Annotated in this window: 20 protein-coding genes; 10 read left to right on the top strand and 10 right to left on the bottom strand. The window is 59.5% G+C overall.

What is annotated here, in order from left to right:
* Positions 1–79: 79 nt before the first annotated feature.
* Positions 80–574 (top strand): DUF302 domain-containing protein, encoded by a 495-nt coding sequence (locus AB8A33_RS20430; RefSeq protein ID WP_439094404.1) that lies wholly within the window; start codon positions 80–82, stop codon positions 572–574.
* A 125-nt stretch (positions 575–699) separates the two neighbouring features.
* Positions 700–1227: a hypothetical protein gene (locus AB8A33_RS20425; RefSeq protein ID WP_439094403.1), complete on the top strand. Its 528-nt coding sequence runs from the start codon at positions 700–702 to the stop codon at positions 1225–1227.
* A 154-nt stretch (positions 1228–1381) separates the two neighbouring features.
* Here the strand turns inward: AB8A33_RS20425 and AB8A33_RS20420 are convergent, their stop codons facing one another.
* Positions 1382–2362: an alpha/beta fold hydrolase gene (locus tag AB8A33_RS20420; RefSeq protein ID WP_439094401.1), complete on the bottom strand. Its 981-nt coding sequence runs from the start codon at positions 2360–2362 to the stop codon at positions 1382–1384.
* 261 nt (positions 2363–2623) lie between these two features.
* On the opposite strand from AB8A33_RS20420, the gene AB8A33_RS20415 reads away from it, so the two are divergent.
* The gene (locus tag AB8A33_RS20415; RefSeq protein WP_439094399.1) at positions 2624–3205 is read left to right on the top strand and encodes a TetR/AcrR family transcriptional regulator; all 582 of its coding nucleotides are present in this window, start codon (positions 2624–2626) and stop codon (positions 3203–3205) included.
* A gap of 286 nt (positions 3206–3491) precedes the next feature.
* On the opposite strand, the gene AB8A33_RS20410 is transcribed toward AB8A33_RS20415, so the two are convergent.
* Together AB8A33_RS20410 and AB8A33_RS20405 are read right to left on the bottom strand one after the other, a co-directional pair.
* Positions 3492–4391 (bottom strand): alpha/beta hydrolase, encoded by a 900-nt coding sequence (locus AB8A33_RS20410; protein ID WP_439094397.1) that lies wholly within the window; start codon positions 4389–4391, stop codon positions 3492–3494.
* Between the two features lie 201 nt (positions 4392–4592).
* Entirely contained in the window at positions 4593–5252 is a 660-nt protein-coding gene (locus tag AB8A33_RS20405) for a hypothetical protein (RefSeq protein WP_439094395.1), read from the bottom strand.
* 280 nt (positions 5253–5532) lie between these two features.
* Between AB8A33_RS20405 and AB8A33_RS20400 the strand changes: the two genes are divergently transcribed.
* The 4 genes from AB8A33_RS20400 (at position 5533) to AB8A33_RS20385 (ending at position 9276) form a co-directional block, all read left to right on the top strand.
* Complete coding sequence (locus AB8A33_RS20400) at positions 5533–6171, top strand: IS5 family transposase (RefSeq protein WP_439094394.1); 639 nt, start codon at positions 5533–5535, stop codon at positions 6169–6171.
* A 505-nt stretch (positions 6172–6676) separates the two neighbouring features.
* Complete coding sequence (locus AB8A33_RS20395) at positions 6677–7738, top strand: class I SAM-dependent methyltransferase (RefSeq protein WP_439094392.1); 1062 nt, start codon at positions 6677–6679, stop codon at positions 7736–7738.
* A gap of 620 nt (positions 7739–8358) precedes the next feature.
* Positions 8359–8676 carry a hypothetical protein gene (locus AB8A33_RS20390; RefSeq protein ID WP_439094391.1) on the top strand — a complete coding sequence of 106 codons (318 nt, stop codon included), beginning with the start codon at positions 8359–8361 and terminating at the stop codon, positions 8674–8676.
* A gap of 138 nt (positions 8677–8814) precedes the next feature.
* Entirely contained in the window at positions 8815–9276 is a 462-nt protein-coding gene (locus tag AB8A33_RS20385; protein WP_439094390.1) for a hypothetical protein, read from the top strand.
* A 59-nt stretch (positions 9277–9335) separates the two neighbouring features.
* Here the strand turns inward: AB8A33_RS20385 and AB8A33_RS20380 are convergent, their stop codons facing one another.
* From AB8A33_RS20380 to AB8A33_RS20350, 7 genes are all read right to left on the bottom strand, one after another.
* Positions 9336–10541: an ABC transporter substrate-binding protein gene (locus tag AB8A33_RS20380; protein ID WP_439095993.1), complete on the bottom strand. Its 1206-nt coding sequence runs from the start codon at positions 10539–10541 to the stop codon at positions 9336–9338.
* A gap of 266 nt (positions 10542–10807) precedes the next feature.
* Positions 10808–12037, bottom strand: a complete 1230-nt coding sequence (locus AB8A33_RS20375; RefSeq protein ID WP_439094389.1) for an ABC transporter substrate-binding protein — start codon at positions 12035–12037, stop codon at positions 10808–10810.
* Positions 12038–12043: 6 nt separating this feature from the next.
* On the bottom strand, positions 12044–13072 hold the full coding sequence (locus tag AB8A33_RS20370; RefSeq protein WP_439094387.1) for a branched-chain amino acid ABC transporter permease: 1029 nt from the start codon (positions 13070–13072) through the stop codon (positions 12044–12046).
* A gap of 2 nt (positions 13073–13074) precedes the next feature.
* On the bottom strand, positions 13075–13953 hold the full coding sequence (locus tag AB8A33_RS20365; protein ID WP_439094386.1) for a branched-chain amino acid ABC transporter permease: 879 nt from the start codon (positions 13951–13953) through the stop codon (positions 13075–13077).
* A 10-nt stretch (positions 13954–13963) separates the two neighbouring features.
* Complete coding sequence (locus AB8A33_RS20360; RefSeq protein ID WP_439094385.1) at positions 13964–14677, bottom strand: ABC transporter ATP-binding protein; 714 nt, start codon at positions 14675–14677, stop codon at positions 13964–13966.
* Complete coding sequence (locus AB8A33_RS20355) at positions 14674–15486, bottom strand: ABC transporter ATP-binding protein (RefSeq protein WP_439094383.1); 813 nt, start codon at positions 15484–15486, stop codon at positions 14674–14676. Before AB8A33_RS20355 ends, AB8A33_RS20360 begins: the two co-directional genes overlap by 4 nt.
* A 63-nt stretch (positions 15487–15549) precedes the next feature.
* Entirely contained in the window at positions 15550–16416 is an 867-nt protein-coding gene (locus AB8A33_RS20350) for an IclR family transcriptional regulator (protein ID WP_439094381.1), read from the bottom strand.
* A gap of 161 nt (positions 16417–16577) precedes the next feature.
* On the opposite strand from AB8A33_RS20350, the gene AB8A33_RS20345 reads away from it, so the two are divergent.
* The 3 genes from AB8A33_RS20345 (at position 16578) to AB8A33_RS20335 (ending at position 21728) form a co-directional block, all read left to right on the top strand.
* Positions 16578–18662, top strand: coding sequence for a 3-hydroxyacyl-CoA dehydrogenase NAD-binding domain-containing protein (locus AB8A33_RS20345; protein ID WP_439094380.1), 2085 nt, complete (start codon positions 16578–16580; stop codon positions 18660–18662).
* A 193-nt stretch (positions 18663–18855) separates the two neighbouring features.
* A complete protein-coding gene (gene pimA / locus AB8A33_RS20340) occupies positions 18856–20544 on the top strand; it encodes a dicarboxylate--CoA ligase PimA (protein ID WP_439094379.1) in 1689 nt (562 codons plus the stop codon).
* Positions 20541–21728: an acetyl-CoA C-acyltransferase gene (locus AB8A33_RS20335; RefSeq protein WP_439094377.1), complete on the top strand. Its 1188-nt coding sequence runs from the start codon at positions 20541–20543 to the stop codon at positions 21726–21728. Before pimA ends, AB8A33_RS20335 begins: the two co-directional genes overlap by 4 nt.
* The last annotated feature ends 23 nt before the right edge of the window (positions 21729–21751 follow it).

The raw sequence follows: 21751 nt of genomic DNA, 5'->3' as shown, positions 1-21751 counted from the left end.
CCGGCAGCCGCATGATCCCCGGCGAGAGGTCGACGCGATCATACGCACTCTATCCATGAGAGTTATTTCGGAGGATAAAATGAAAATAGAGAAAGTCGAAGTCGAACGTTTAAGCCTTACGAGCGCAAAGCCATTCGATGCCGTTGTGGCCGCATTCAAGTCGGCGATCGGGCAGCCTGATATAGTCGAATTCTTCAAGGCGTCGAGGGCGGCAGATTCCTTCCCGGAATTGGAGCGCGTTGTGCAGGGCGCGCTCGGCCGTACGGGTTTTATGCTCTTTGCGGAATTCGACTTGGGCGCCGTTCTCCGTCTCGAATCTAGTTCAAAGACGCCCAGCAGTATGCGTTTTGTGGTGGGCAATCCACTCATCATGAAAGAAATGGTCAAACACGTACCCGATGCTGGATCTTACGCTCCAGTGACAATCCTCATTGATGAACGTTCCGATGGCGTGCATCTCTCCTATGACAGGATGGAGAGCTATCTCATGCCATATGGCAGCGCAGAAGCACTCGCCGTCGCCCGCAACCTCGATGCGAAAATCACGACCTTGCTGCGCGAATGTGCAAGCTAAAACTTCCCGATGACGTTTCGGTCGGTGGAAGTGAGGGTCTCAAAGCGGCAATAACGCAATGGGAGAGCGCAACCTGGTGATCCGAGCGAGACGAATGGCCATTAAACCTGGAAGAGCATTCCGACATGTACAAGAAACATCTTGCCCTCCTCATCGCGACGGCTCTTTCGACAATGGCTGTCACCGCTGCTCCCGCCGTCAGTGCTGAGCCGCTGGATGCCACGACCCTTAACACTATTAAATCGCAGTTCGGCAGACTGATGGAATTGGCCAACCAACACGATTTCAAGGCTTTGCATGAGATGTTTTGGCAATCGCCCTCGACCCTGTTGGTGGCGAAGAGCGCGATCCCATCCGAGGGGAACTGGGCCGGCTTTTGGGGCAACGAAGCTATCGATCAAAAGCTGCATGACATCGGTAGCTCCGGTCCGGTCGTGCTTGAGCCAGATTATGCGAAGCTCAAGATTGTCGGCCTAACGCGCGACGTAGCAGAGTCCTATGTGCCGATGAACATCACGGTCTCATATGCGGGACAGGATGGGACAGCAAGGCCGTTTCTGATGATCATCAATTGGCTTCGCGTCGGGAAGGACTGGAAGGTCGCTTCTGAAATCATTCTGCCGGTGCCACCGACACCCGCTGCGAAGGGCTAGGGCCCAGGCACCTGTTAAGCGACATCTCGCCGAGGAGCTCAGGTCGGGAGCCAGCCTTCGGATATTTGCGGCAAACATCCTGGAGGTTGAGTGTCAGCTTTGCGCCGGGAGCGGCCATCGACCATCCACCACCGCGATGCCGGGCTTAATGTCCTCAATCTTTTAACCAGGAGGAAATCGTCTCATTAAGATAGTCCGGTACTTCGTGCTGAATGAAGTGGCCAACTCCAGGCACGATTTTGACCGTGAGATTATCGGGATTTTCCATCCATGACTTTTCAAGATCAAGAGTGCTCAACAAAGCATGGCTCTCCTCGATTCCGTGCACATGCAAGACTGGGCATTTGATAACGGCACCGTAGATTTTCTTCATGGTCGGATCGAAGAGGTTGAGCGCAAACTGAGAGAGACTGTAGTTGGCTTTGTAATAAGCCATTATGGACAAGACGGACGATTTTGCGAAAGCCTCAATATAACGATGCTTAACCTCTGGATTTACAACCCAGTATGCCAAATCTTCCGCAGTCAGATTGTCGCCCTTGCCTCGAGCGAAGAACCGTGTGGCGTAAGCGCTGGCCTTCGTCTGCGCAACAGGATGATTCCAGGGGAGCAATTCCTTGGTGATGGCGCCAGGATGAGGAACGCTGAGGACGACAAGTCTTTCGACCAGATCTGGATGTTGCCCGGTGAATAGCCATGACAAAGCGGCGCCCCAGTCGTGCCCGATCAGGATGACCTTGCGGCCGTTTCTCTCTGCGTTGATTACGGTGCGGATGTCATCAAGGAGAACCGGAAACTTGTAGTTCTCGACGCCTTCCGGCCGATCGCTCAAATCGTACCCGCGCAGATCAAGAGCGACCACCTGATAACTTGCTGAAAATGCCTGGATCTGATTTCGCCAAGAATACCAAAAGTCCGGAAATCCGTGCACGAACACCATCAGCGGTTTTTGATTGGATCCCATTGTGACGTAGTGGATTTTCGTTCCCGCATTGTCTGCATACTTGTGCAGAAGGTTCGGATCCTTATCGATATCAACGGCAGGCTCGCTCAACGAGGCCGGGATTTTATTGTGCCAGACGGCATCGTCTGTATTTTCCGCGGAAGCAACGTGAGTGGACATCGCAGTGAACATGGCGGCTCCTAAAAGCATTATTGAGCAGGTTCTGGAGGCCATCTCAGTGATCCCGTTCGCTAGAACAGTTGCCGAAATCGAAGTTCCTCGAACTCATTTGAGTATTTCCTGCGCAGCAATCTGGGAGAGTTGCATGTGCCCCGCGTGCAACTTCTGGATCGTGATTTGATATGGGGATACAGCCGGGCACATTTACTATGGTGATCGCCATAGTATGGCGATCACCATAGATGTGTCAAGCGAGGCGTGGTATGCTGACGGATGCCCCGTAAGACCGACGCGCGCGATCGCGCGATTGCCACTGCCGAGCGACTGTTTCGCATCCAAGGCTACACTGCGACCGGATTGAACCAGATCATTCAAGAAAGCGGCTCGCCTAAAGGATCGTTCTACTTTCACTTTCCGCGCGGCAAGGCACAGCTCGCCGAAGAAGCAATCGATCATTACGTTGCGAGCAGAATCGCCGTATTGCGGAAGATCTCGGCGAATACGGAGGGCGATGCTCAGAATTTTGTTCATCAGATTTTCGGCACGTTCGCCGCCGAAATGGTCGCCTCCGATTTCCAGTACGGATGCCTCATGCAAAATCTGGCGAATGAGCTTCCCGCACTCGACGCTGATCTGACCAAACGGGTAGCGCGCGGATTTGTTGATTCAACCGAGATAGTTGCGGAGCATTTTAGGGGGTGCGGTTTCACATCCGCGCGCGCATATTCTACCGCAGCGGCATTGGTAGCTGCCGTCGAAGGCGCGCGAACGATCGCTCGCCTGGAACGCACGCCGGCGATATTCAAGGCTCTGGCGGATGTTAGTGTCCAGGGGTGGGCTTCCCCCACAGGGTGATCTATCAGTGTTAGCGCCCGGCGGCGCGGATAGTAGCTGCGATCCTCGACCGTCTTGGCGCTGCAATTGCTGCCACCGGCCGCCCGTAACGCCTCCTCTCGATAGCGACGATGTCAGCTTCGGGTCATTTCAGACGAATTCGGCGGGACGCGATCTCGTCCGCAACGCGATGTCAATATGATCGATCGACCGCTTTGCACCAAAGGCGGACGGCTTTGCTGCCGGTCGTTATCGTACCCCGATATTTACGAACGCAGACGACTGGGGCGCAATCCTTGCGCAGCCCCTACGGAACCAGATCAGACAATTGATGCTTGATGAATTGTCCAGCTGACCTGAGCGCCAACCTTGCGTCTGTAAGACCGCCATTCCACAAAGGCCATGCATGGATCATGTCGGGCCATACCTCCAACGTCGTCGCGACGTCGGCTATCGCGGCAGCCTCCGCGAAACGTGTTGCGTCTGCGAGCAAAGTTTCGGCTGACCCGACCTGAATGAGTGTTGGTGGAAATCCGATGAGGTTCGAGAACAGCGGAGACAGAAACGGGCTCCTGCGGTCGAGCGATGCCGGAGCAAAGGCGTCAGCCAGTTCCTCGAGGTAGCCACGGTGGATGATCGGATCGATCTGATCCTTGCCTTGTAGCGTCGTCCCGGACATTGAAAGATCAGTCCAGGGCGAAATAAGCCAAGCGCATGCCGGCGACTCTTCATTGGCGCTGCGCAAGGCATTTATCAGGGCAATTGTGAGATTGCCGCCAGCGCTGTCACCGCCAACTACTATATTGCCGGCGTCTATGCCCTGCTGGCGCAGATATCGCCAAGCGCTCATCGCGTCGTCGTGAGCGGCAGGAAACGGATTTTCCGGCGCGAGCCGATAGTCAATTGCCAGGGTGCTTATGCCAGCAGCCCGCCCCGCCTCTGTCACGAGGCGTCGATGACTGAGGATTGATCCCGAACAAAACCCGCCGCCATGAAAATACAGAAGCACGCGCGTCGTATCTGCCCCCGGTGAGAAGGACCATTCCCCCGCGACATTGCCGCAATCGACAGTCCGCAACTCGATATCGTCGGCCACCGGCCAGATCGACCCGACTTCATCAAGTCGCTGCCGGCGCTGCTCCCACCCGACCGGGCGGGGCTTTGACAACAGTACTGCGCGAATATTCGCAATCTCACTTTCGGCCAAGGATGATCTCCCCCGAACATTGGTGAAAATTGAGCGGCAATTTCAAAACTTCGCAGAAGCAAGTCTAGAGCGTGTACTCATAAATTGAGGTTCGCAAGCAAGCTCAACCCGTTTCCGCTATTCGGCACATTGCAGACTCAAGCTCTACATCGCCTCAGGTCCCTTTTGTGCCAACAGGCGACATTAATCCGCGCGGCCCACCTATCCTGGTCGACTGTGGCTTCCGCGCACTCGGAGGGCGCCGCCGAGCCACCTGCCAAAGGCGGCGATCGCGAGAACAGGCACCAGCAACGGCGGCACGATGAAGATCGCGATATAGGCTTGGCCGGCATCGCGGACACCACTGGCGATTGCGGCGCCCCAGATGCCATGCACCATGGCGACCATCACCAACGCCATCGTGGCGACGACACCGCCGAAGCTGCCGGTTGCAGCCGCGGCCCCGAGCGACCACGCGAGCATGAAGAGATAGAGCGCGATCCCGACCTGGTCTGAGCCATGCGTCACGAAGAGCAGAACAAATGCCGTCGCTGCGAAGGCGATGCCGACGGCGTGCACGATTGCCGTGCGCTGCGTGCCGAGGCGTCGCGCCTCCGCTCCGATCAGGCGCACATAGCCACTGCCGGCCAACGCCACTAACCCGCTGGCGACGCCGTCGATTCCTATTCCGTAGAGCGCGCCCGACAAAGGGCCGTTCAATGACAAACGAGAGAAGTACAAGGCTCCCCAGGCGCCGAAGCCGAGGGCGGACAGGCCTGCCGCGATCAAGTGGGAACGGGTCAACATGAACAGGCCGGCGCCGGCCAGCAGCGGCAATAGCGGCGCGACGACAACGAGGTAGAGCAAATCGAGAAGGGGCATTGACGATTCCAATCCGCCAAGGTGACGTCCGAACCGTGCCCCAGCCGAAAGCTATGGCAATGAAAACCGGCCAAACCGCTGTGCATTAGTGGCCCGGTCCTGCGGTTTGGTTCATGCGGGCGAGTATCGGGGGTGGCAAGCATGTCGGCCCGGGGGCATTCGCGTCGCTTTTGACATGTCGGCAGCATGTCCGCTATCCGACCCATCTCGGACCTGCCGGTCGGTGTTGCGAAACACTCAGATAGACATGATTCAAGCTTCCGAACCGGGGCCTCGAATCATGAGATATGAACTCACGGACTTTGAGTGGACTGCCATCAGGCCGTTCCTTCCGAACAAGCCGCGGTTTGTTCGTTGGCGGATGGCTGGAATCTGGGACTCGATCATGGAGGCCCTCGCGGAAACCCATGATGGCTCTGTCCAGATGATCGACACCTCCATTGTCCGCATACATCAGCACGGCGGCTGCGCGGGAGGGGCCGAAACAAGGCTGATGGGCAGGTCAAGAGGTGGGCTGACGACCAAAATACACGCTTGCGTCGATAGCAACGGAATGCCGGTTCGCCTTGAACTGACCGGTGAGGCCCACGACAACCGGCTCGTCACCGAGCTGCTGTCTGATCTAAAATCAGGCGCGATGTTGTTGGCTGATCGAGGGTACGATGCAGACTGGATTAGGGCATTCGCCGGTGACCGAGGTGCGTGGGCTAACATTCCTCTGAAGCGAAATCGCAGAGACCCAATCTGTTTTAGCCCATATCTGTATCGGGCACGCAATTTGGTGGAGCGTTCCTTCAATAGGATAAAGCAATGCCGGCGCGTCGCCACCCGATATAACAAACTCGCCGCAAATTACCTCGCCTTCATAAAGCTCGCAGCCATTCGGATTTGGCTGCGCGCTTTTGAGTCCACGCCCTAGAGGGAACGCGGGTATTGCGCCAGCAGCGGACATTGCGAGACAAATTAAGATGAAGTTTGACGGTCACATTGCTCGTCCGTGCGATGAACATCAGGCGCCTCGCCGCCAACTGATAGTCAACCGCTTGATCTTTTCGTCACGACACTAACTATTTCAAGAGTTTGCAACTCGAGTTGACGACAGTCTGAAAGCGCAGTCCACATGAGGGCTACATGGCGACGACGCCGACAGCTCAGCTTAAATTCTGGAGCGACGCGCCCACCGTCCGGAACCTTAGTTTGTTGGCAGCGTGCGCCAACGCCGAAGAACTCGGTTCCGTACGGCGTCGACGGGATGACATAACACGTTCACAACGACGCCGCGCAGAGGTCCGCTTTGCGCCAGGAGCGGACAATCCCGCATAATCCTGAATCTGACATCGAGTGGCGCTCGGCTCCCACTTGTAATTCGCCAGTCGTGCTTAACTAGAACGAGGGCTGTTCTTCACGGAGTGGAGGATGCTGCAATGCGTGAACCAAATCCTGAAAAGCTGAACGCACTCGTAGGAAAGCTGGTCAACGACCTCGGTATTTCACTTGGCGGTGCCAGTATACTGCTCGGCGATCGTCTCGGCCTCTACAAGGCAATGGCGGACGGAGATATCTTCACGCCGTCGCAGCTTGCCAAGAAGACCGGCCTGCATGAGCGTTATGTCCGCGAGTGGCTCTCCGGCCAAGCCGCCTCTGGTTACATCGATTATCACCCTGAAAAGAACGCGTTCTCGCTCTCGGCCGAACAAGCGATGGCGTTCGCCGAGGAGGGGTCGCCAGCTTTCTTCGCCGGTGCATTCGATGTCGTACAGTCCACCTATCTCGACGAACCCAAGGTCGCCGAAGCATTTCGAACAGGGAAGGGCGTTGGTTGGCATGAGCATTCGAAGTGCCTTTTCTCGGGCACCGAACGCTTCTTCAGGCCGGGCTACAATGCCAATCTGGTTTCGAACTGGATTCCGACGCTCGAAGGTGTCGAAGCCAAACTGAAAGCTGGCGCCAAGGTGGCCGATGTCGGATGCGGCCACGGCGCCTCTACCATCGTGATGGCGCAGGCGTACCCCAAATCCAGGTTCTTCGGGTTTGATTACCACAAACCTTCGATCGATCGCGCGAAGGTCCTGGCCCAGGAAGCGGGGGTCGGAGACCGAATTGAATTCGCGCAGGCCAGTGCCAAGGATTTTCCGGCAAAAGACTACGATCTCGTCGCTTTCTTCGATTGCCTGCATGACATGGGCGACCCCGTTGGTGCGGGCAAGCATGTCAAGGAAACACTGGCCAAAGACGGGTCGTGGATGATCGTCGAGCCATTTTCTCATGACAATCTCAAGGATAATCTCAACCCGATCGGGTCCATTTTCTATCACGCCTCGACATTCATTTGTACACCTGCGTCGCTCTCACAGGAGGTGGGCTTGGGGCTCGGTGCCCAGGCAGGTGAAAGCAAATTGCGTCAGGTCGCGACTGAGGCAGGATTCAAGCGCTTCCGCCGCGCGACTGAGACGCCTTTCAATATGATCTTCGAAGTACGCGCTTGATCTCTCAGACCAACGGTGTGGAGCGACCCGGATGCCGCGCCGGCTGCCACATTGAATATGTCGCTGAAGTCTGGCGGGTGCCTCCGAAGATTCCTGAAAATAATCCTTGACGCCATTTTGATATGGATTATATTCTATTGCATCCCGTCCCACTTTGAGGGGCGTTGCCAGGGACGCTTGTTAGCGCGGGGCGGGATGTGGCGCCTGCGGGCGGGAGGGAGACGTTCCCTCACGCACTCGGGAGGCCTTGGGTCACCGTCCGGCCCCACTACGGGGGTCTGCCACTCATGCTGGCTGGACGTGGCACTGGCGAACGGCGGGAAACCGTCGGGATAAGCGGACTGCGGAGGTCTGCGCCTTTGCCCGGAAGAACGGTCCCGGGGACAGAAATCGCCACGATGGAGCGTCGAAAGGCGTTTCCGCGGCCTCTGCTGTCCGGCGATCCGGACACTATGCTGCGGCACTGTACCCAAGTCGCGCCTTTCGGCGCTTCATCTCCCTCATTCTTGAGGGAGACCACCGGGACTGCCACTCACGCGCTTGAGGCGCGGGCAAGGACGGCGCGTGACCGTCACCCAAGTCACCCATATCCAATCATCATCGTCACAACGGGAGTTCACATGATCATCTCGCAACATGACGCTTGGTGTCTCGCGCAGCGCGCCAGGGACAAGAACGAACTGGCGGCCAAGCGGTTGTCGGACATGATTGTCGCCGCCTGCATCGAGGAGATCGAGCGCGGCAATGCGAACATCCTGCGCACGCATCGCACTTGCTTCATCAAGGCCTGTCGTCGTGCGCACCATTGCACTGGCAGTCGGCCGATCTGTCTGCTGTTTCAACGACGGCGCGTTCTGAATGCAGAGCAGCAGCAAGCGATGCTGGACGAGATGTATTGGCGCATCCTGGAGGCGCTCGTCGCCAGCGAGGTGGCGTGATGAATTCGTTAACCGGCCTTGCTTCCTGCGGCGGCGCTGCCGTGACACCGCTCGTGCGGGCCGGTATTGTCGAGCGCAACAGAGCGCGGCGATGCGCGCTCATAGCCGGGGTTCCGCGACATGCGTGCAGTGACGATGATGACGTTTTCCACTTCGCACCCGCGCGGTATTGCGCTTGCCGCCATGGCGGTGCTCGATGTCACGCTGCTGGTGGCGCGCGAACTGCCGAGCGTACCGGTGCTGCAGAAGGTCGGCTTCGACATGGAGTCCGCCGGCTTCAAGGCGCGCTTCGCCAACGATGCCGCAGGGAAGATGGCCTTAAGCAAATTGCCGGCCTATCGCTTCGTCGTGCACAATACGCCGAAGGGTCCGCGCTATCTCTATGCCGATCCCGCCAAATGCATGTGCACCTTCGTCGGCAATCGCGACAATTATCTCAACTATCAGGATATCGTGCGCCGTGGCCTGCCGCAGGCGGATTACGTGGCGCCGGACTACAAGACGCAGGCGAGTGCGCTGCTCTCGGACGATCCGATCGCGTCGGACCAGATCGACTGGCAGCCCGACAGTCTCGCGGATGCGTTCCGGGATTATTACTGATCGCGATCTTTCCCCGCCTGGCGAAGCTTGGCTTCGACCGGCGGGGAGAGATCAGAAAATCAGCCGTCGATCTTGCCCGCGATGATCGGGCCGAACAGCTCCCACTTCTCGCCCTTGAAGCGCTGCATCTGCAACTGCTCGATCGGGTAGAAGTCGGTGGCCGAAGTCGAGATCGTCACGCCGGGCAGCAATGTGTCGGGCGCGAATTCCTTGAGGTTGGCTGCTTCCTTCATGATGTTCGCGCGGGTCAGGTTGTCACCGGCCTGCTTGAGCACCTGAACGATAGTCTGCGCCTGGCCATAGCCATAGACGACCGAGCCGTCGCTCCTGTCCATGGTGGGCGCATATTTGGCGAGGAAAGCGTAGAATTTCTTCATGCCCTCGTCATTGTCCCAGCTGGAATCGGCGCCGTCCTTGGCGTAGTTCGCCGACAGGATGCCCTGGGCGATCTCGTAACCCGCCGGCTTCATCACGCCGCCGACCGAAGAGCCGACATTGCTCTGGATGAAGGTTGGTTTCCAGCTGAGCTCCGCCACTTTCTTGATCGCCTGCGCAGCGAATTTCGGCGTCGTGAAGCTGACAAAAGTGTCGGCATTGGTCGACTTCAGCTTGACGATGTGGGACTCGATGGTCGGCTCCGACACTTCATAGCTTTCCTCGGCGACGATCATCGATGCCGCCTTGGCGCCGAGACCATCCTTCAGACCCTTCAGCATGTCCTTACCGAAGTCGTCGTTCTGATACATGACCGCGATCTTGGCGTCGGGCTTTTCCCTCAGCAGATAGGACGCATAGATCCTGGACTCGCTCTGATAGGCAGGCTGCCAGCCCATGGTCCAGGGGAAGTCCTTGTAGTCGCCGAACTTGGTCGCGCCGGTGGCCACGAACAGTTGCGGGACTTTCTTCGCATTCATGTATTTCTGAATGGCGGAGTTCGACGGGGTTCCGAGCGAGCTGGCGATGAACAGTACTTCGTCCGACTCGACGAGCTTGCGCGCCTGCTCCACAGCCTTCGGCGGGGAGTAGCCGTCGTCATAGGTGATGTAATTGATCTTGCGGCCGTTGATGCCGCCCTGATCATTGATCATCTTGAAATAGGCTTCTTCCATCTTGCCGATCACGCCATAGGCGGAGGCGGGCCCACTATAGGGCATGATGTTGCCGATCTTGATTTCGGTATCGCTGGCGCCGGTGTCGTATTTTTTCTGGGCGAAGGCAGTACCGCCAAGGGCCGCACTGAGGGCTGCGGCAACCGTGAACGTCATTGCACGCGAGCTGAACGAAGGCATTTCTGATCTCCCTGATCATTTGGATAAAACCGCGCGTATTCTTGCTTTTATTGAATGCTGCGGCGCGTCGGATTGAATACTTTTCCGCTGCAACTAGCAAGAAAAAGCCCCTCACGACTTTCGTCGTAAGGGGCTGTTTTATTAAGCAGTTTTAATGTTCCACCGTTCGGAAATGCGGCGGTTAGGTACCATTCTCCGCAGTGCGAAAAAGAGGCGTCGCCCTGCGGAGAATCGATTTGATTTTAACCGCCGAGCTTGCTGTCGATCGGCGGGCCGAACACGTCCCACTTCTCGCCGGTGAAGCGCATCATGCGCAGCTGCTCGATCGGATAGAAATCGGTCGCCGAGGTGTTGATCTTGACGCCCGGCAGCAGTGTGTCGGTCGTGAAGTCCTTCAGGCTGGCGGCCTGCTTCATGATGTTGGCGCGGGTCAGGTCGTCGCCGGCCTGCTTGAGAACCTGCACCACGGTCTGTGCCTGACCATAGCCATAGAGTGCCGAGCTTTCGGCCTTGTTGGCGAAGGGAGCGTATTTGGTCAGGAAGTCCAGATACTTCTTCATGCCTTCGTCATTGTCCCACTGCGGGTCGAGCGCGTCCTTGGCGTAAGCCAGCGACAACACGCCCTGGGAGTTCTCGATCCCGGCGGGACGCATCACAGCGCCGACCGAGGAGCCGACATTGCTCTGGAAGAACATCGGCTTCCAGCCGATCTCGGCCACCTTCTTGATCGCCTGTGCGGCGAACTTCGGCGTCGAGATCGAGATGAAGATGTCTGCGCCCGAGGCCTTCAGCTTGACGATGTGGCTGTCGATAGTTGGCTCCGACACTTCGTAGCTGTCTTCGGCCACGATCATCGAGGCCTTGTCGCCGAGGCCATCCTTGAAGCCCTTCAGCATGTCCTTGCCGAGGTCGTCGTTCTGATAGAACACGGCGATCTTGCCGTTTGGCTTCTCGGTGATGGCGTATTGCGCGAAGATGCGGCCTTCGCTCTGATAGGCCGGCTGCCAGCCCATCGTCCATGGCGCAGTCTTGTACTCGCCGAACTTGGTCGCGCCGGTGGCGACGAACAGCTGCGGGATCTTCTTGGCGTTCAGATACTTCATGATCGCGGTGTTCGACGGTGTGCCGAGCGGACCGAATACGAACAGTACTTCGTCGGATTCGACGAGCTTGCGGGTCTGTTCAACGGCCTTGGCCGGGCTGTAGGCATCGTCATAGCTGACGAACGAGATCTTGCGGCCGTTGATGCCGCCCTGATCGTTGATCATCTTGAAGTAGGCTTCTTCCATCTTCCCGATGATGCCGTACGCGGATGCGGGTCCGCTGTAGGGAATGATGTTGCCGATCTTGATCTCGGTATCGCTCGCCCCGGTGTCGTACTTCTTCTGGGCATTCGCGGAAGTTGAGAAGGTGAGAAACGCAAACGCCGCGCTCGAAAGCGCGGCGGTGCGCAGAAAGTTTCTGCAGTTCATAGGTCCTCAGTGTTTACGTAGTTTGCCGATCAGGCTTTGTGCCCCATAGGCGAGTTGCCTGGCCCCGTTAGGGAGCAGGAATATGATGATGATCAGGATGACGCCGAACACGGCGCCAGACAGACCCTTCGAAATGTGTTCCGCAATATTCGGAACGAAGACGATGAAGGCCGCGCCGGCGAGCGAGCCGGGAAGCCAGCCGACGCCGCCGACCACCATGCCGAGAAACAGCGCAATGGCGAGCTGGATGGTGTAACCATCCGGTGCCACGAACTGCACGGCGATGGCGCCGAGACCGCCGGCAACGCCAGTGATGCCGGCCGAGACACCGAAGGCCAGCGTCTTGTAGAGCGAGACGTCCACGCCCATCGCCGAGGCGGCGATTTCGTTGTCACGGATCGCCATCATGGCCCGGCCCGACCGCGACTTCAGCAGGTTGACGGAAAAGATGTAGATCACGATCATGACCGCGAGGGTGAAGAAGTACAGCCACATGTCCTGCGATACCTTCAGACCCAGCGAAGCCAGGATTTCCGGTGCGTCGGGCTTGGTGACGACGAGGCCCTGCACGCCGCCGGTCCAGTGTTCGAACACGCCGAGCTTCAGCAATTGCGGCATTGCCACGGCGAGGGCGAAGGTCGCCAGCGCGAGATAGATGCCGGACAGCCGCAGTGCGGGCAGGCCGAACAGGAAGCCGGCGATGAAGCAGACCAGACCGGCCACAGGGAGCGTCAGTGCGTAGTTGACGCCGACATGTTCCATCAGGATTGCCGACGTATAGGCGCCGAGGGCGTAGAACGCGCTCTGGCCGAGCGAGAACTGGCCGCTGGCGCCGGTCAGGATGTTCAGTGCGAGAACCGCGATGGCGTAGATCAGCCACATCGTCATCTGGAAGATGATGAAGTTCTTCACGAACAACGGAGTGACGATGAGCAGCGCCAGGATGATCAGCGATGCCAGTGGACCGAGCGCCATTGCCTTCTTGGGAACGGCGGCGACCACGGGAGCTGCGGAGACGTCTTGAACGGTGCTCATGATCAAACTCGCTTCACGATGGTGCGGCCGAACAGGCCATTGGGCTTGACGACCAGCACGGTGATGATCAGCGCCAGTGCGATGGGCAGCTTCAGCTCGTTACCGACACCCGGGATATAGGTGCCGACGAGGTTCTCGAAGACGCCGACAAGGAACCCGCCAATGACGGCGCCGAGCGGGCTCGTCAGACCGCCGACGACGGCTGCGGCAAATCCGTAGATCAGGACGCCGCCCATCATGTTGGGCTCAAGAAACACCACCGGAGCGATCAGCATGCCGGCGATCGAACCGATCGCGGCAGCCATGCCCCAGCCGAGTGCGATCATCCACGACGTGTTGATGCCGACCAGCCGTGCCGATTCAGGCAAGGTGGCAGCCGCACGCATGGCGAGACCGACGCGGGTGTAGCGGAAGAAGATGAACAGCAGGACCAACAGGATCAGCGTCACGCCGATCATGCCGGCCTGATGCGTCGAGATCAGCTGGCTGCCGAGGAACGGCGACGAGCCGAACGGCGACGGGAACTGTTTGATGGTGAAGTCCCAGGTCAGGCCCGCAACGCTGTTGATGATGGCGAACAGCGCGATGAAACCCGCGACGTGGGTCAGCACGGGTGCCTTGGCGAGTGGCTGGAACAAAGCCCGTTCGATGACGATGCCGCCGACAAAGGAAAAGATCAGCGTCAGCGCGAAGGCGCCCCAATAGGGAATGCCCCACTGCATCAGCTGCCAGGCGATGAAGGTCGAAAACATCGCCATTTCGCCCTGGGCGAAGTTCAGGTGGTCGATCGCCTGGTAGATCATCACGACCGCGAGCGCCATACAGGCGTAGATCGCGCCGGTGGCGATGCCAGCCAGGACTTGGTTGGTAAAGAGTTCCATGGCCGCCCCCTCAATATCCCAGATACGATTTACGGACGTCTTCATTGTTCGCGATCTCGTCGGCAGTGCCGGACATCACGATGCGTCCTGTTTCGATGACATAGGCCTTGTCGGCGAGTTCGAGCGCGAGCTGTGCGTTCTGTTCGACGACCAGGATGGAGACCTTGTCCTCGCGGTTGATCTTGCCAAGGATCTTGAACAGATCCCGCACGATCAGCGGCGCAAGGCCGAAGGACGGCTCGTCCAGCAGCATCAGGCGAGGACGCAGCATCAGTGCGCGGGCGACCGCGAGCATCTGCTGTTCACCGCCGGACAACGTGCCGGCCTGCTGGGTGTGGCGCTGCTTGAGCACCGGGAAGTGGTCATACATCCGCTCGATGTCTGACGAGATCACTTTGGTGTCCTTGCGGCTGATCGCGCCGAGTTGCAGGTTCTCCTCCACCGTCATGGTGGTGAATGTGCCGCGGCCCTGCGGCACATGGGCGATGCCCAGCCGCACGATGCTTTCGGTCGACTTGTTGTCGAGCTTCTTGCCCTCGAACTCGATCGAGCCCGTGGAGCGGATCATGTTGCAGATCGAGCGTAGCGTGGTGGTCTTGCCGGCACCGTTGGCGCCGAGCAGGGTAGTGAGGCTGCCTTCCTGCAATTCGAATTCTAGGCCGTGCAGCGCCTGGACCTGGCCGTAATACGCACGCAGGTCTTTTACGTGAAGCATCGCGGTCATGAGTCTTTGTCTCCCAGATAGGCCTTGATCACAGCAGGGTCTTTCTGGACGGCGGCGGGTGTGCCTTCAGCGAGCTTCTTGCCGAAATTCAGCGCGACCACGTGGTCGGCGATCGACATCACGAGACCCATGTGATGTTCGACCAGCAGAACTGTCACGCCGCGATCGTCGCGGATGCGGCGGATCAGGTCGCCGAGGATGTAGACTTCTTCATGGTTGAGGCCGCCTGCAGGCTCGTCGAGCAGCAGGATCTTCGGTTCGGCGGCGAGCGCACGCGCGAGTTCGACGCGCTTCTGCGTGCCGAACGGCAATCCGCTGACAATTGTATCAGCGACGCTGTGCAGATCGAGATAATCAAGGATGTCGTTGACGTCCTTGTTGATCGCAGCTTCGCCTGATCGCACCCATGGCAGCTTCAGGGAGTCGCTGACGATGTCGCTATTGGTGCGCGCATGTTTGCCGACGCGGACGTTGTCACGCACGGTCAGGTTCGGGAACAGCGCGACGTTCTGGAAGGTGCGGCCGATGCCGATTTCGGAAATCTTGTGTGCCGGGCGATTCAGGATCGTCTGGCCTTCCATCAGGATGTCGCCCTTGCTCGGCTGATAGAGCCGGCTGAGGCAATTGAACAGCGTGGTCTTGCCTGCGCCGTTCGGTCCGATGAGGCCGAGGATATGACCCTTCTGCATGTCGAACGAGACGCCGTTCAACGCGATGATGCCGCCGAACACGACGCTGACGTCGCGAACCGAAAGCAGCGGCGCCACCGATGTAACGGGCGCGCGCTCTGCGAGTTGTGCCTGCGTCATTTGCGGCGACCCTCGATCGTCTGCTGCGGCGAAATTTTGCGCAGGTCACGACGATGAAGGTTGTCAGAGCCCTTCAACAATGCGTGCAACTTTCCCTCCTGATTTGATTTTTTTGCTGTCGAGTTTTTTGGATTGTGGTGCGGCTGCTCCCCCGAGCGCCGCTTCGATATTCCTTACCATCGTCAAAAGCCGAGGTCCAATATCGTTGAGCAAGCGCTCTTCCGTGAAACGAAACGCGGGCGCGCCGCAATTAAAGGCATAAGGACCGGTGCCGTCATTCAATGTCATTGCAACACCGGCAGCGTGCACATCGTCCTGCCACTCGCCAGCCGAGATGACGAAGCCGTGGCGCGCGACCATTTCGCCTGCGCGTTCGAGGCCGTCGCGCATTTTTGACCAGCGATGTCCGTAGTGCTCGCGGAATTCGCGCAATAATTGGGCACGTTCTTCCGGCGGCAGCGCCCAGAAATAGGCGCGGCCCATCGCCGTGGTTGCAATGGGAATGCGCGATCCGACGTCGAGTTGAACGCCGACGGTGAGACTCGATCTGCTCTGTCCGAAATAGATCATGCTCAACCGATCGCGCGCGCCTACTGCGCAGGCACCGCCGGTCTGCCGCATCAATTCGTCGCGAAACGATTCCGAGAGATGCCTGACGCCCAAGTTCGCAAGTGCAGCATACCCCAAGGCCATAGCTGCTGGTGCGAGCTGATACTTCTCGAAGCGCGGCACAGGTGTAAGGTAGCCCAACTTCGTGAGTGTATAAGTCAATCGCGAGATGGTTGGCTTTGGCAGTTTGGTGCGGGCAGCAATCTCCTGATTGCCGAGAAGTCCGTCATTGGGGCGAAATGCACGCAAGACATCCAGGCCGCGAGCCAGCGCGACGACGAAATTGCGATCTGTCGCCACATTCTTCGCAGGACGTTTCATGCTTCCCAAAATTTGGTTTTGTCAGTTTCATACGATTGCACCACGGCCCTCGTTGACAAGGGACGCTCTTCAAAATAACCCTCCGTGTCAAGATGTGGAATTAAATTTCGCAGTGCGAAACTAAGAAAATCAGACCGGTAAACGTAGCCAAGGAGAATGCCGTGAGCGATGTCGTAAAGCTTGAACGTCATGATGAAGTCGCCATCGTCACGATCAACTCTCCCCCTGTAAATGCGCTGAGTGCGGCGGTTCGCCGCGGCATTTTTGAGAACGTCAAAACGGCCGCTGCCGATCCTGCCGTGAAGGCGATCGTCATCGCATGCGCAGGCCGTACTTTCGTTGCCGGCGCCGACATCACCGAATTCGGCAAGCCGCCGCAGTCGCCCGGATTGGGCGAAGTCATTGCGGAAATCGAGAATTGTTCCAAACCGGTGATCGCCGCGATCCACGGCACCGCGCTCGGCGGCGGCCTCGAGCTCACGCTCGGTTGTCATTTCCGCGTGGCGACAAAAGACGCCAAGCTCGGCCTGCCCGAGGTGAAGCTCGGCCTGCTGCCTGGTGCTGGCGGTACGCAACGCTTGCCGCGCGCGGTGGGTCCTGAGCTCGGTGTCAAGATGGTCGTCACCGGTGATCCGATCGGCGCATCCGAAGCTTTGAAGAACGGTCTGATCGAAGAGATCGTCGAAGGTCCGGCGTCAGGCGCCGAGGCTTTCGCGCGCAAGGTCATTGCCGAGAAGCGTCCACTGCGCCTGCTGCGCAATGACGATTCCAAGCTTGCCGCCGCCCGCGCTGATCGCACCATCTTCACCAATGCCGCTGCAGCCGCCAACAAGAAGAACCGTGGCATGAACGCGCCGCTGGCTTGCGCTGAAGCCGTGAGCTGGACGCTCGACGTGCCGTTCGACGAGGCGCTCAAGAAGGAGCGTGAGATGTTCCTCAAGCTGGTCGCCGACGACCAGTCGAAGGCGCAGCGTTATGCCTTCTTCTCCGAGCGCGAAGCCGCCAAGGTCCAGAACGTGCCGGAAGGCGTTAAGCCGCGTCCGGTCGAGCGCGTCGCCATCATCGGCGCCGGCACCATGGGCGGCGGCATCGCGATGTCCTTCGCCAATGCCGGTATTCCCGTGACGTTGATCGAGACCGGCGAGGAGCAGCTCAAGCGCGGCCTCGGCATCATGCAGAAGAACTATGAAGCCACAGCAGCCCGTGGCGGCATTCCTGCCGATGCACCGGCCAAGCGCATGGCGCTGATCAACGGCGTCGTCGGTCTTGAGAACGTCAAGGATGTCGATCTGGTGATCGAAGCCGTGTTCGAAACCATGGCCATCAAGAAGGAAGTGTTCACCGCGCTGGATAAATACGCCAAGCCGGGCGCCATTCTCGCCAGCAACACGTCCTATCTCAACATCGACGAGATCGCGACCGTGACCAAGCGTCCGCAGGACGTGCTGGGCATGCACTTCTTCTCGCCGGCCAATGTCATGAAGCTGTGCGAAATCGTCCGCGCCGACAAGACCGCGCCGGACGCACTCGTCACCGCCGTCGCCGTTGCCCGCAAGATCGCCAAGGTCCCGGCCGTGGTCGGCGTGTCCGACGGCTTCGTCGGTAACCGCATGCTGGCCGCCCGCTCCAAGCAGTCCGAGAAGCTGCTGTTCGAAGGCGCGCTGCCGCAGCAGGTCGATGCCGTCGTCACCAAGTTCGGCATGCCGATGGGCCCGTTCGCCATGGGCGATCTCGCCGGCCTCGATATCGGCTGGCGCTCGCGCAAGGATCGCGGCATTACCTCGCCGATCGCCGACGCGCTCTGCGAAGCCGGGCGCTTTGGCCAGAAGACCGGCAAGGGCTACTACAAGTATGAAGCCGGCTCCCGCGCGCCGATCCCGGATCCGGAAGTCGAGAAGCTCATCGACGACACCTGCAGAAGCCTTGGCCTGACTCGTCGCGCCGTCAGCGATCAGGAAATCCTGGAACGCATGATGTATCCGATGATCAACGAGGGTGCCCGCATCCTCGAGGAGAAGGTCGCTTCGCGTCCGAGCGATATCGATGTGATCTGGCTTTATGGCTATGGCTGGCCGATCTATCGCGGCGGCCCGATGTTCTATGCCGATCAGGTCGGCCTCAAGCAGATCGTCGAACGCCTGCAGTTCTACGCCAAGCAGACCAACGATCCGTCGCTGGAGCCGGCCGCGCTGCTGAAGAAGCTTGCGGATGAAGGCAAGACCTTCGCGTCGCTGGCGAAGGGCTGAAAGTGATGATGCGGGCTCTGCCTGCACTCCTCCCCCCAAGCGCAGCGAAGCTGCGCCAGGCGGGGAGGAGCCGGAGGTGGGGGTCCCCAGGCGACGTCGCTTGTGGCTCACCCCCCTCCCTGTCCCTCCCCCGCAAGGGGGGAGGGAACGAGAGCGCAGCGCTCGTGTCGAAGAAGCATTAGGTGCATTGCCCATGACTCATCCCGGCGAGCAGCACTACCCACCGGGCGTCACCTGGGACGCGCCGATCGCGCGCGGCAGTCTGCCCGGGTTGCTGGCGGAGTCGGTGCAAAAATTCGGCGATCGCACGGCCATTGAATTTCGAGATCAGCCGATCTCATTCAACGACCTACAGGCACGCGTCGATGTTATAGCCGCCGCGCTGATGCGCGCCGGCTACGGCAAAGGCTCCTCCATCGGCATCTTCCTTGGTAATACGCCGGATCACCCGGTCCACTTCTTCGGCGGGCTCAAGGCCGGCGCACGGCTCGTGCATCTGTCGCCGCTCGATGGCGAGATCGCGCTGTCGCACAAGCTCAAGGATTCCGGCACGCGCGTGCTGGTGACGAGCAACCTCGCCGCGCTGCTGCCGATGGCGCTGAAATTTCTCGACAAGGGCCTGCTCGACAGACTGATCGTCTGCGAGGACGACGACTGGGGCGCGGTGAACAATCCGCAGCTGCCGCTGCCGGAAAATCCCGTCATTGTCACTTTCCGCAATTTCACGGCGGGCGTAATACCGCCGGCGCAGTGGCCGGCGATTTCGCCGGATGACGTCGCGCTGCTGCAATATACCGGCGGCACCACCGGCTTGCCGAAAGGCGCGATGCTCAGCCACGGCAATCTCACCTCGGCGGTCTCGATCTATAATATGTGGGGTGCGCCGGCGCGAGCCGCGCGCAATCGGATCGAGCGCGTCATCTGCGTGCTGCCGCTGTTTCATATCTATGCGCTGACCGTGATCCTGCTGAGCCGCATCAGCCTCGGGGACACCATCTCGCTGCATCAGCGCTTCGACGTCAGCCGCGTGCTCGACGATATTGAGAAGAAGAAAGCCACCGTATTTCCCGGCGTGCCCACCATGTGGATCGCCATCGCCGCCGATCCGTCGCTGGAAATGCGCGATCTGTCGTCGCTGGTGTCGGCGGCCTCCGGCGGCGCACCGCTGCCGGACGAGGTGGCACGTCTGTTCGAACGCAAGACCGGCCTGTCGCTGAAGAGCGGCTGGGGCATGACCGAAACCTGCTCGCCCGGTACCAGCCATCCGCCCGGCGGCCTCGACAAGCCGGGCTCGGTCGGTCTGATGCTGCCGGGGATCGAAATTGACGTGGTGTCACTCGATGACCCGACCAGGGTGCTCGCCGTCAACGAAACCGGCGAAATCCGCATCAAGGGGCCGAACGTCACCAAAGGCTATTGGAACCGCGCGCAGGAGAGTGCCGAGTCATTCGTCGGCGATCGCTTCCTCACCGGCGATATCGGCTACATGGATGAAGATGGATTCTTCTATCTGGTCGATCGCAAGAAGGACATGATCATCTCCGGCGGCTTCAACGTCTATCCGCAGATGATCGAGCAGGCGATTTACGAACACCCCTCCGTACAGGAAGTGATCGTGATCGGCGTCGTCGATCAATATCGCGGTGAAGCGGCCAAGGCCTTCATCAAGCTGCGCAATGGCGCACCACCGTTTACCATCGACGAGCTGCGCGCATTTCTCGCCGGCAAGCTCGGCAAGCATGAACTGCCGGCGATGGTCGAATTCGTCGACGATTTGCCGCGCACCGCGGTCGGAAAACTCTCGCGCCACGCCTTGCGTGGTCTGCAACCCACGCCCATCATCAGTCAACAACAAACTGCCTCCGGAGGATCTCGCCCATGACCGAAGCCGTTATCGTTTCCACCGCCCGTACGCCGATCGGCAAGGCCTATCGCGGCGCCCTTAACGCCACCGAAGGCGCAACCTTGCTCGGTCACGCCATCGAGCACGCTGTGAAGCGCGCCGGCATCGATCCCAAGGAAGTCGAAGACGTGGTGATGGGCGCCGCCCTGCAGCAGGGCTCGACCGGCGGCAATATCGCGCGCAAGGCGCTGCTCCGCGCCGGCCTGCCGGTCACGGTTGGCGGTACCACCATCGATCGCCAGTGCGCCTCGGGCCTACAGGCGATTGCGCTGGCCGCACGTTCGGTGATCTTCGACGGCGTCGAGATCGCGGTTGGCGGCGGCGGCGAGTCGATCTCACTGGTGCAGAACGAGCACGCCAACAAGTTCCACACCGTCGATCCCGAACTGATGAAGATCAAGGGCGACGTCTATATGCCGATGCTCGACACCGCAGAGACGGTGGCCAAGCGCTACAACATCTCGCGCGAACGCCAGGACGAGTATTCGCTGGAGAGCCAGCGCCGCACTGCAGCCGCGCAGCAGGGCGGCAAGTTCAACGACGAACTGGCGCCGATCGCGACCAAGATGGGCGTCGTCGACAAGGCGACCGGCGAAGTCTCGTTCAAGGACATCACGCTGTCCAAGGATGAAGGTCCGCGTCCGGAAACCACCGCGGAAGGTCTCGCCGGCCTGAAGGCTGTGCGCGGCGACGGCTTCACTATCACTGCCGGCAATGCCTCGCAGCTCTCGGACGGCGCCAGCGCCACCGTGATCATGAGCGACAAGCTTGCAGCGCAGAAGGGCCTCAAGCCGCTCGGCATCTTCCGTGGCTTCGTCTCCGCCGGCTGCGAGCCGGACGAAATGGGCATCGGTCCGGTGTTTGCCGTGCCGCGCCTCCTGAAGCGTCACGGCCTCAAGATCGAGGACATCGATCTCTGGGAGCTCAATGAAGCCTTCGCCGTGCAGGTTCTGTATTGCCGCGACAAGCTCGGCATCGATCCCGAGAAGCTCAATGTCAATGGTGGCGCGATATCGGTCGGCCATCCCTATGGCATGTCGGGCGCACGTCTCGCCGGTCACGCACTGATCGAAGGCCGTCGCCGCAAGGCGAAGTATGCCGTCGTCACCATGTGCGTCGGCGGCGGCATGGGCTCCGCTGGCCTGCTCGAAATCATCCAGTAATTAACCGTCATTCAAGGAGGATC

Source organism: Tardiphaga sp. 813_E8_N1_3, from assembly GCF_051811025.1.
Classification (GTDB): domain Bacteria; phylum Pseudomonadota; class Alphaproteobacteria; order Rhizobiales; family Xanthobacteraceae; genus Tardiphaga.
Note: the sequence above shows the minus strand (reverse complement) of the source record. Positions and strands in the feature narration are given on the sequence as shown.

What these genes read in the sequence shown, in the direction of transcription:
- AB8A33_RS20430 (WP_439094404.1), top strand. Translation starts at nt 80, where the DNA reads ATGAAAATAGAGAAAGTCGAAGTCGAACGTTTAAGCCTTACGAGCGCA.
- AB8A33_RS20425 (WP_439094403.1), top strand. Translation starts at nt 700, where the DNA reads ATGTACAAGAAACATCTTGCCCTCCTCATCGCGACGGCTCTTTCGACA.
- AB8A33_RS20420 (WP_439094401.1), bottom strand. Translation starts at nt 2,362, where the DNA reads ATGTTCACTGCGATGTCCACTCACGTTGCTTCCGCGGAAAATACAGAC.
- AB8A33_RS20415 (WP_439094399.1), top strand. Translation starts at nt 2,624, where the DNA reads ATGCCCCGTAAGACCGACGCGCGCGATCGCGCGATTGCCACTGCCGAG.
- AB8A33_RS20405 (WP_439094395.1), bottom strand. Translation starts at nt 5,252, where the DNA reads ATGCCCCTTCTCGATTTGCTCTACCTCGTTGTCGTCGCGCCGCTATTG.
- AB8A33_RS20400 (WP_439094394.1), top strand. Translation starts at nt 5,533, where the DNA reads ATGAGATATGAACTCACGGACTTTGAGTGGACTGCCATCAGGCCGTTC.
- AB8A33_RS20395 (WP_439094392.1), top strand. Translation starts at nt 6,677, where the DNA reads ATGCGTGAACCAAATCCTGAAAAGCTGAACGCACTCGTAGGAAAGCTG.
- AB8A33_RS20390 (WP_439094391.1), top strand. Translation starts at nt 8,359, where the DNA reads ATGATCATCTCGCAACATGACGCTTGGTGTCTCGCGCAGCGCGCCAGG.
- AB8A33_RS20385 (WP_439094390.1), top strand. Translation starts at nt 8,815, where the DNA reads ATGACGTTTTCCACTTCGCACCCGCGCGGTATTGCGCTTGCCGCCATG.
- AB8A33_RS20380 (WP_439095993.1), bottom strand. Translation starts at nt 10,541, where the DNA reads ATGACGTTCACGGTTGCCGCAGCCCTCAGTGCGGCCCTTGGCGGTACT.
- AB8A33_RS20375 (WP_439094389.1), bottom strand. Translation starts at nt 12,037, where the DNA reads ATGAACTGCAGAAACTTTCTGCGCACCGCCGCGCTTTCGAGCGCGGCG.
- AB8A33_RS20370 (WP_439094387.1), bottom strand. Translation starts at nt 13,072, where the DNA reads ATGAGCACCGTTCAAGACGTCTCCGCAGCTCCCGTGGTCGCCGCCGTT.
- AB8A33_RS20365 (WP_439094386.1), bottom strand. Translation starts at nt 13,953, where the DNA reads ATGGAACTCTTTACCAACCAAGTCCTGGCTGGCATCGCCACCGGCGCG.
- AB8A33_RS20360 (WP_439094385.1), bottom strand. Translation starts at nt 14,677, where the DNA reads ATGACCGCGATGCTTCACGTAAAAGACCTGCGTGCGTATTACGGCCAG.
- AB8A33_RS20355 (WP_439094383.1), bottom strand. Translation starts at nt 15,486, where the DNA reads ATGACGCAGGCACAACTCGCAGAGCGCGCGCCCGTTACATCGGTGGCG.
- AB8A33_RS20350 (WP_439094381.1), bottom strand. Translation starts at nt 16,416, where the DNA reads ATGAAACGTCCTGCGAAGAATGTGGCGACAGATCGCAATTTCGTCGTC.
- pimA (WP_439094379.1), top strand. Translation starts at nt 18,856, where the DNA reads ATGACTCATCCCGGCGAGCAGCACTACCCACCGGGCGTCACCTGGGAC.
- AB8A33_RS20335 (WP_439094377.1), top strand. Translation starts at nt 20,541, where the DNA reads ATGACCGAAGCCGTTATCGTTTCCACCGCCCGTACGCCGATCGGCAAG.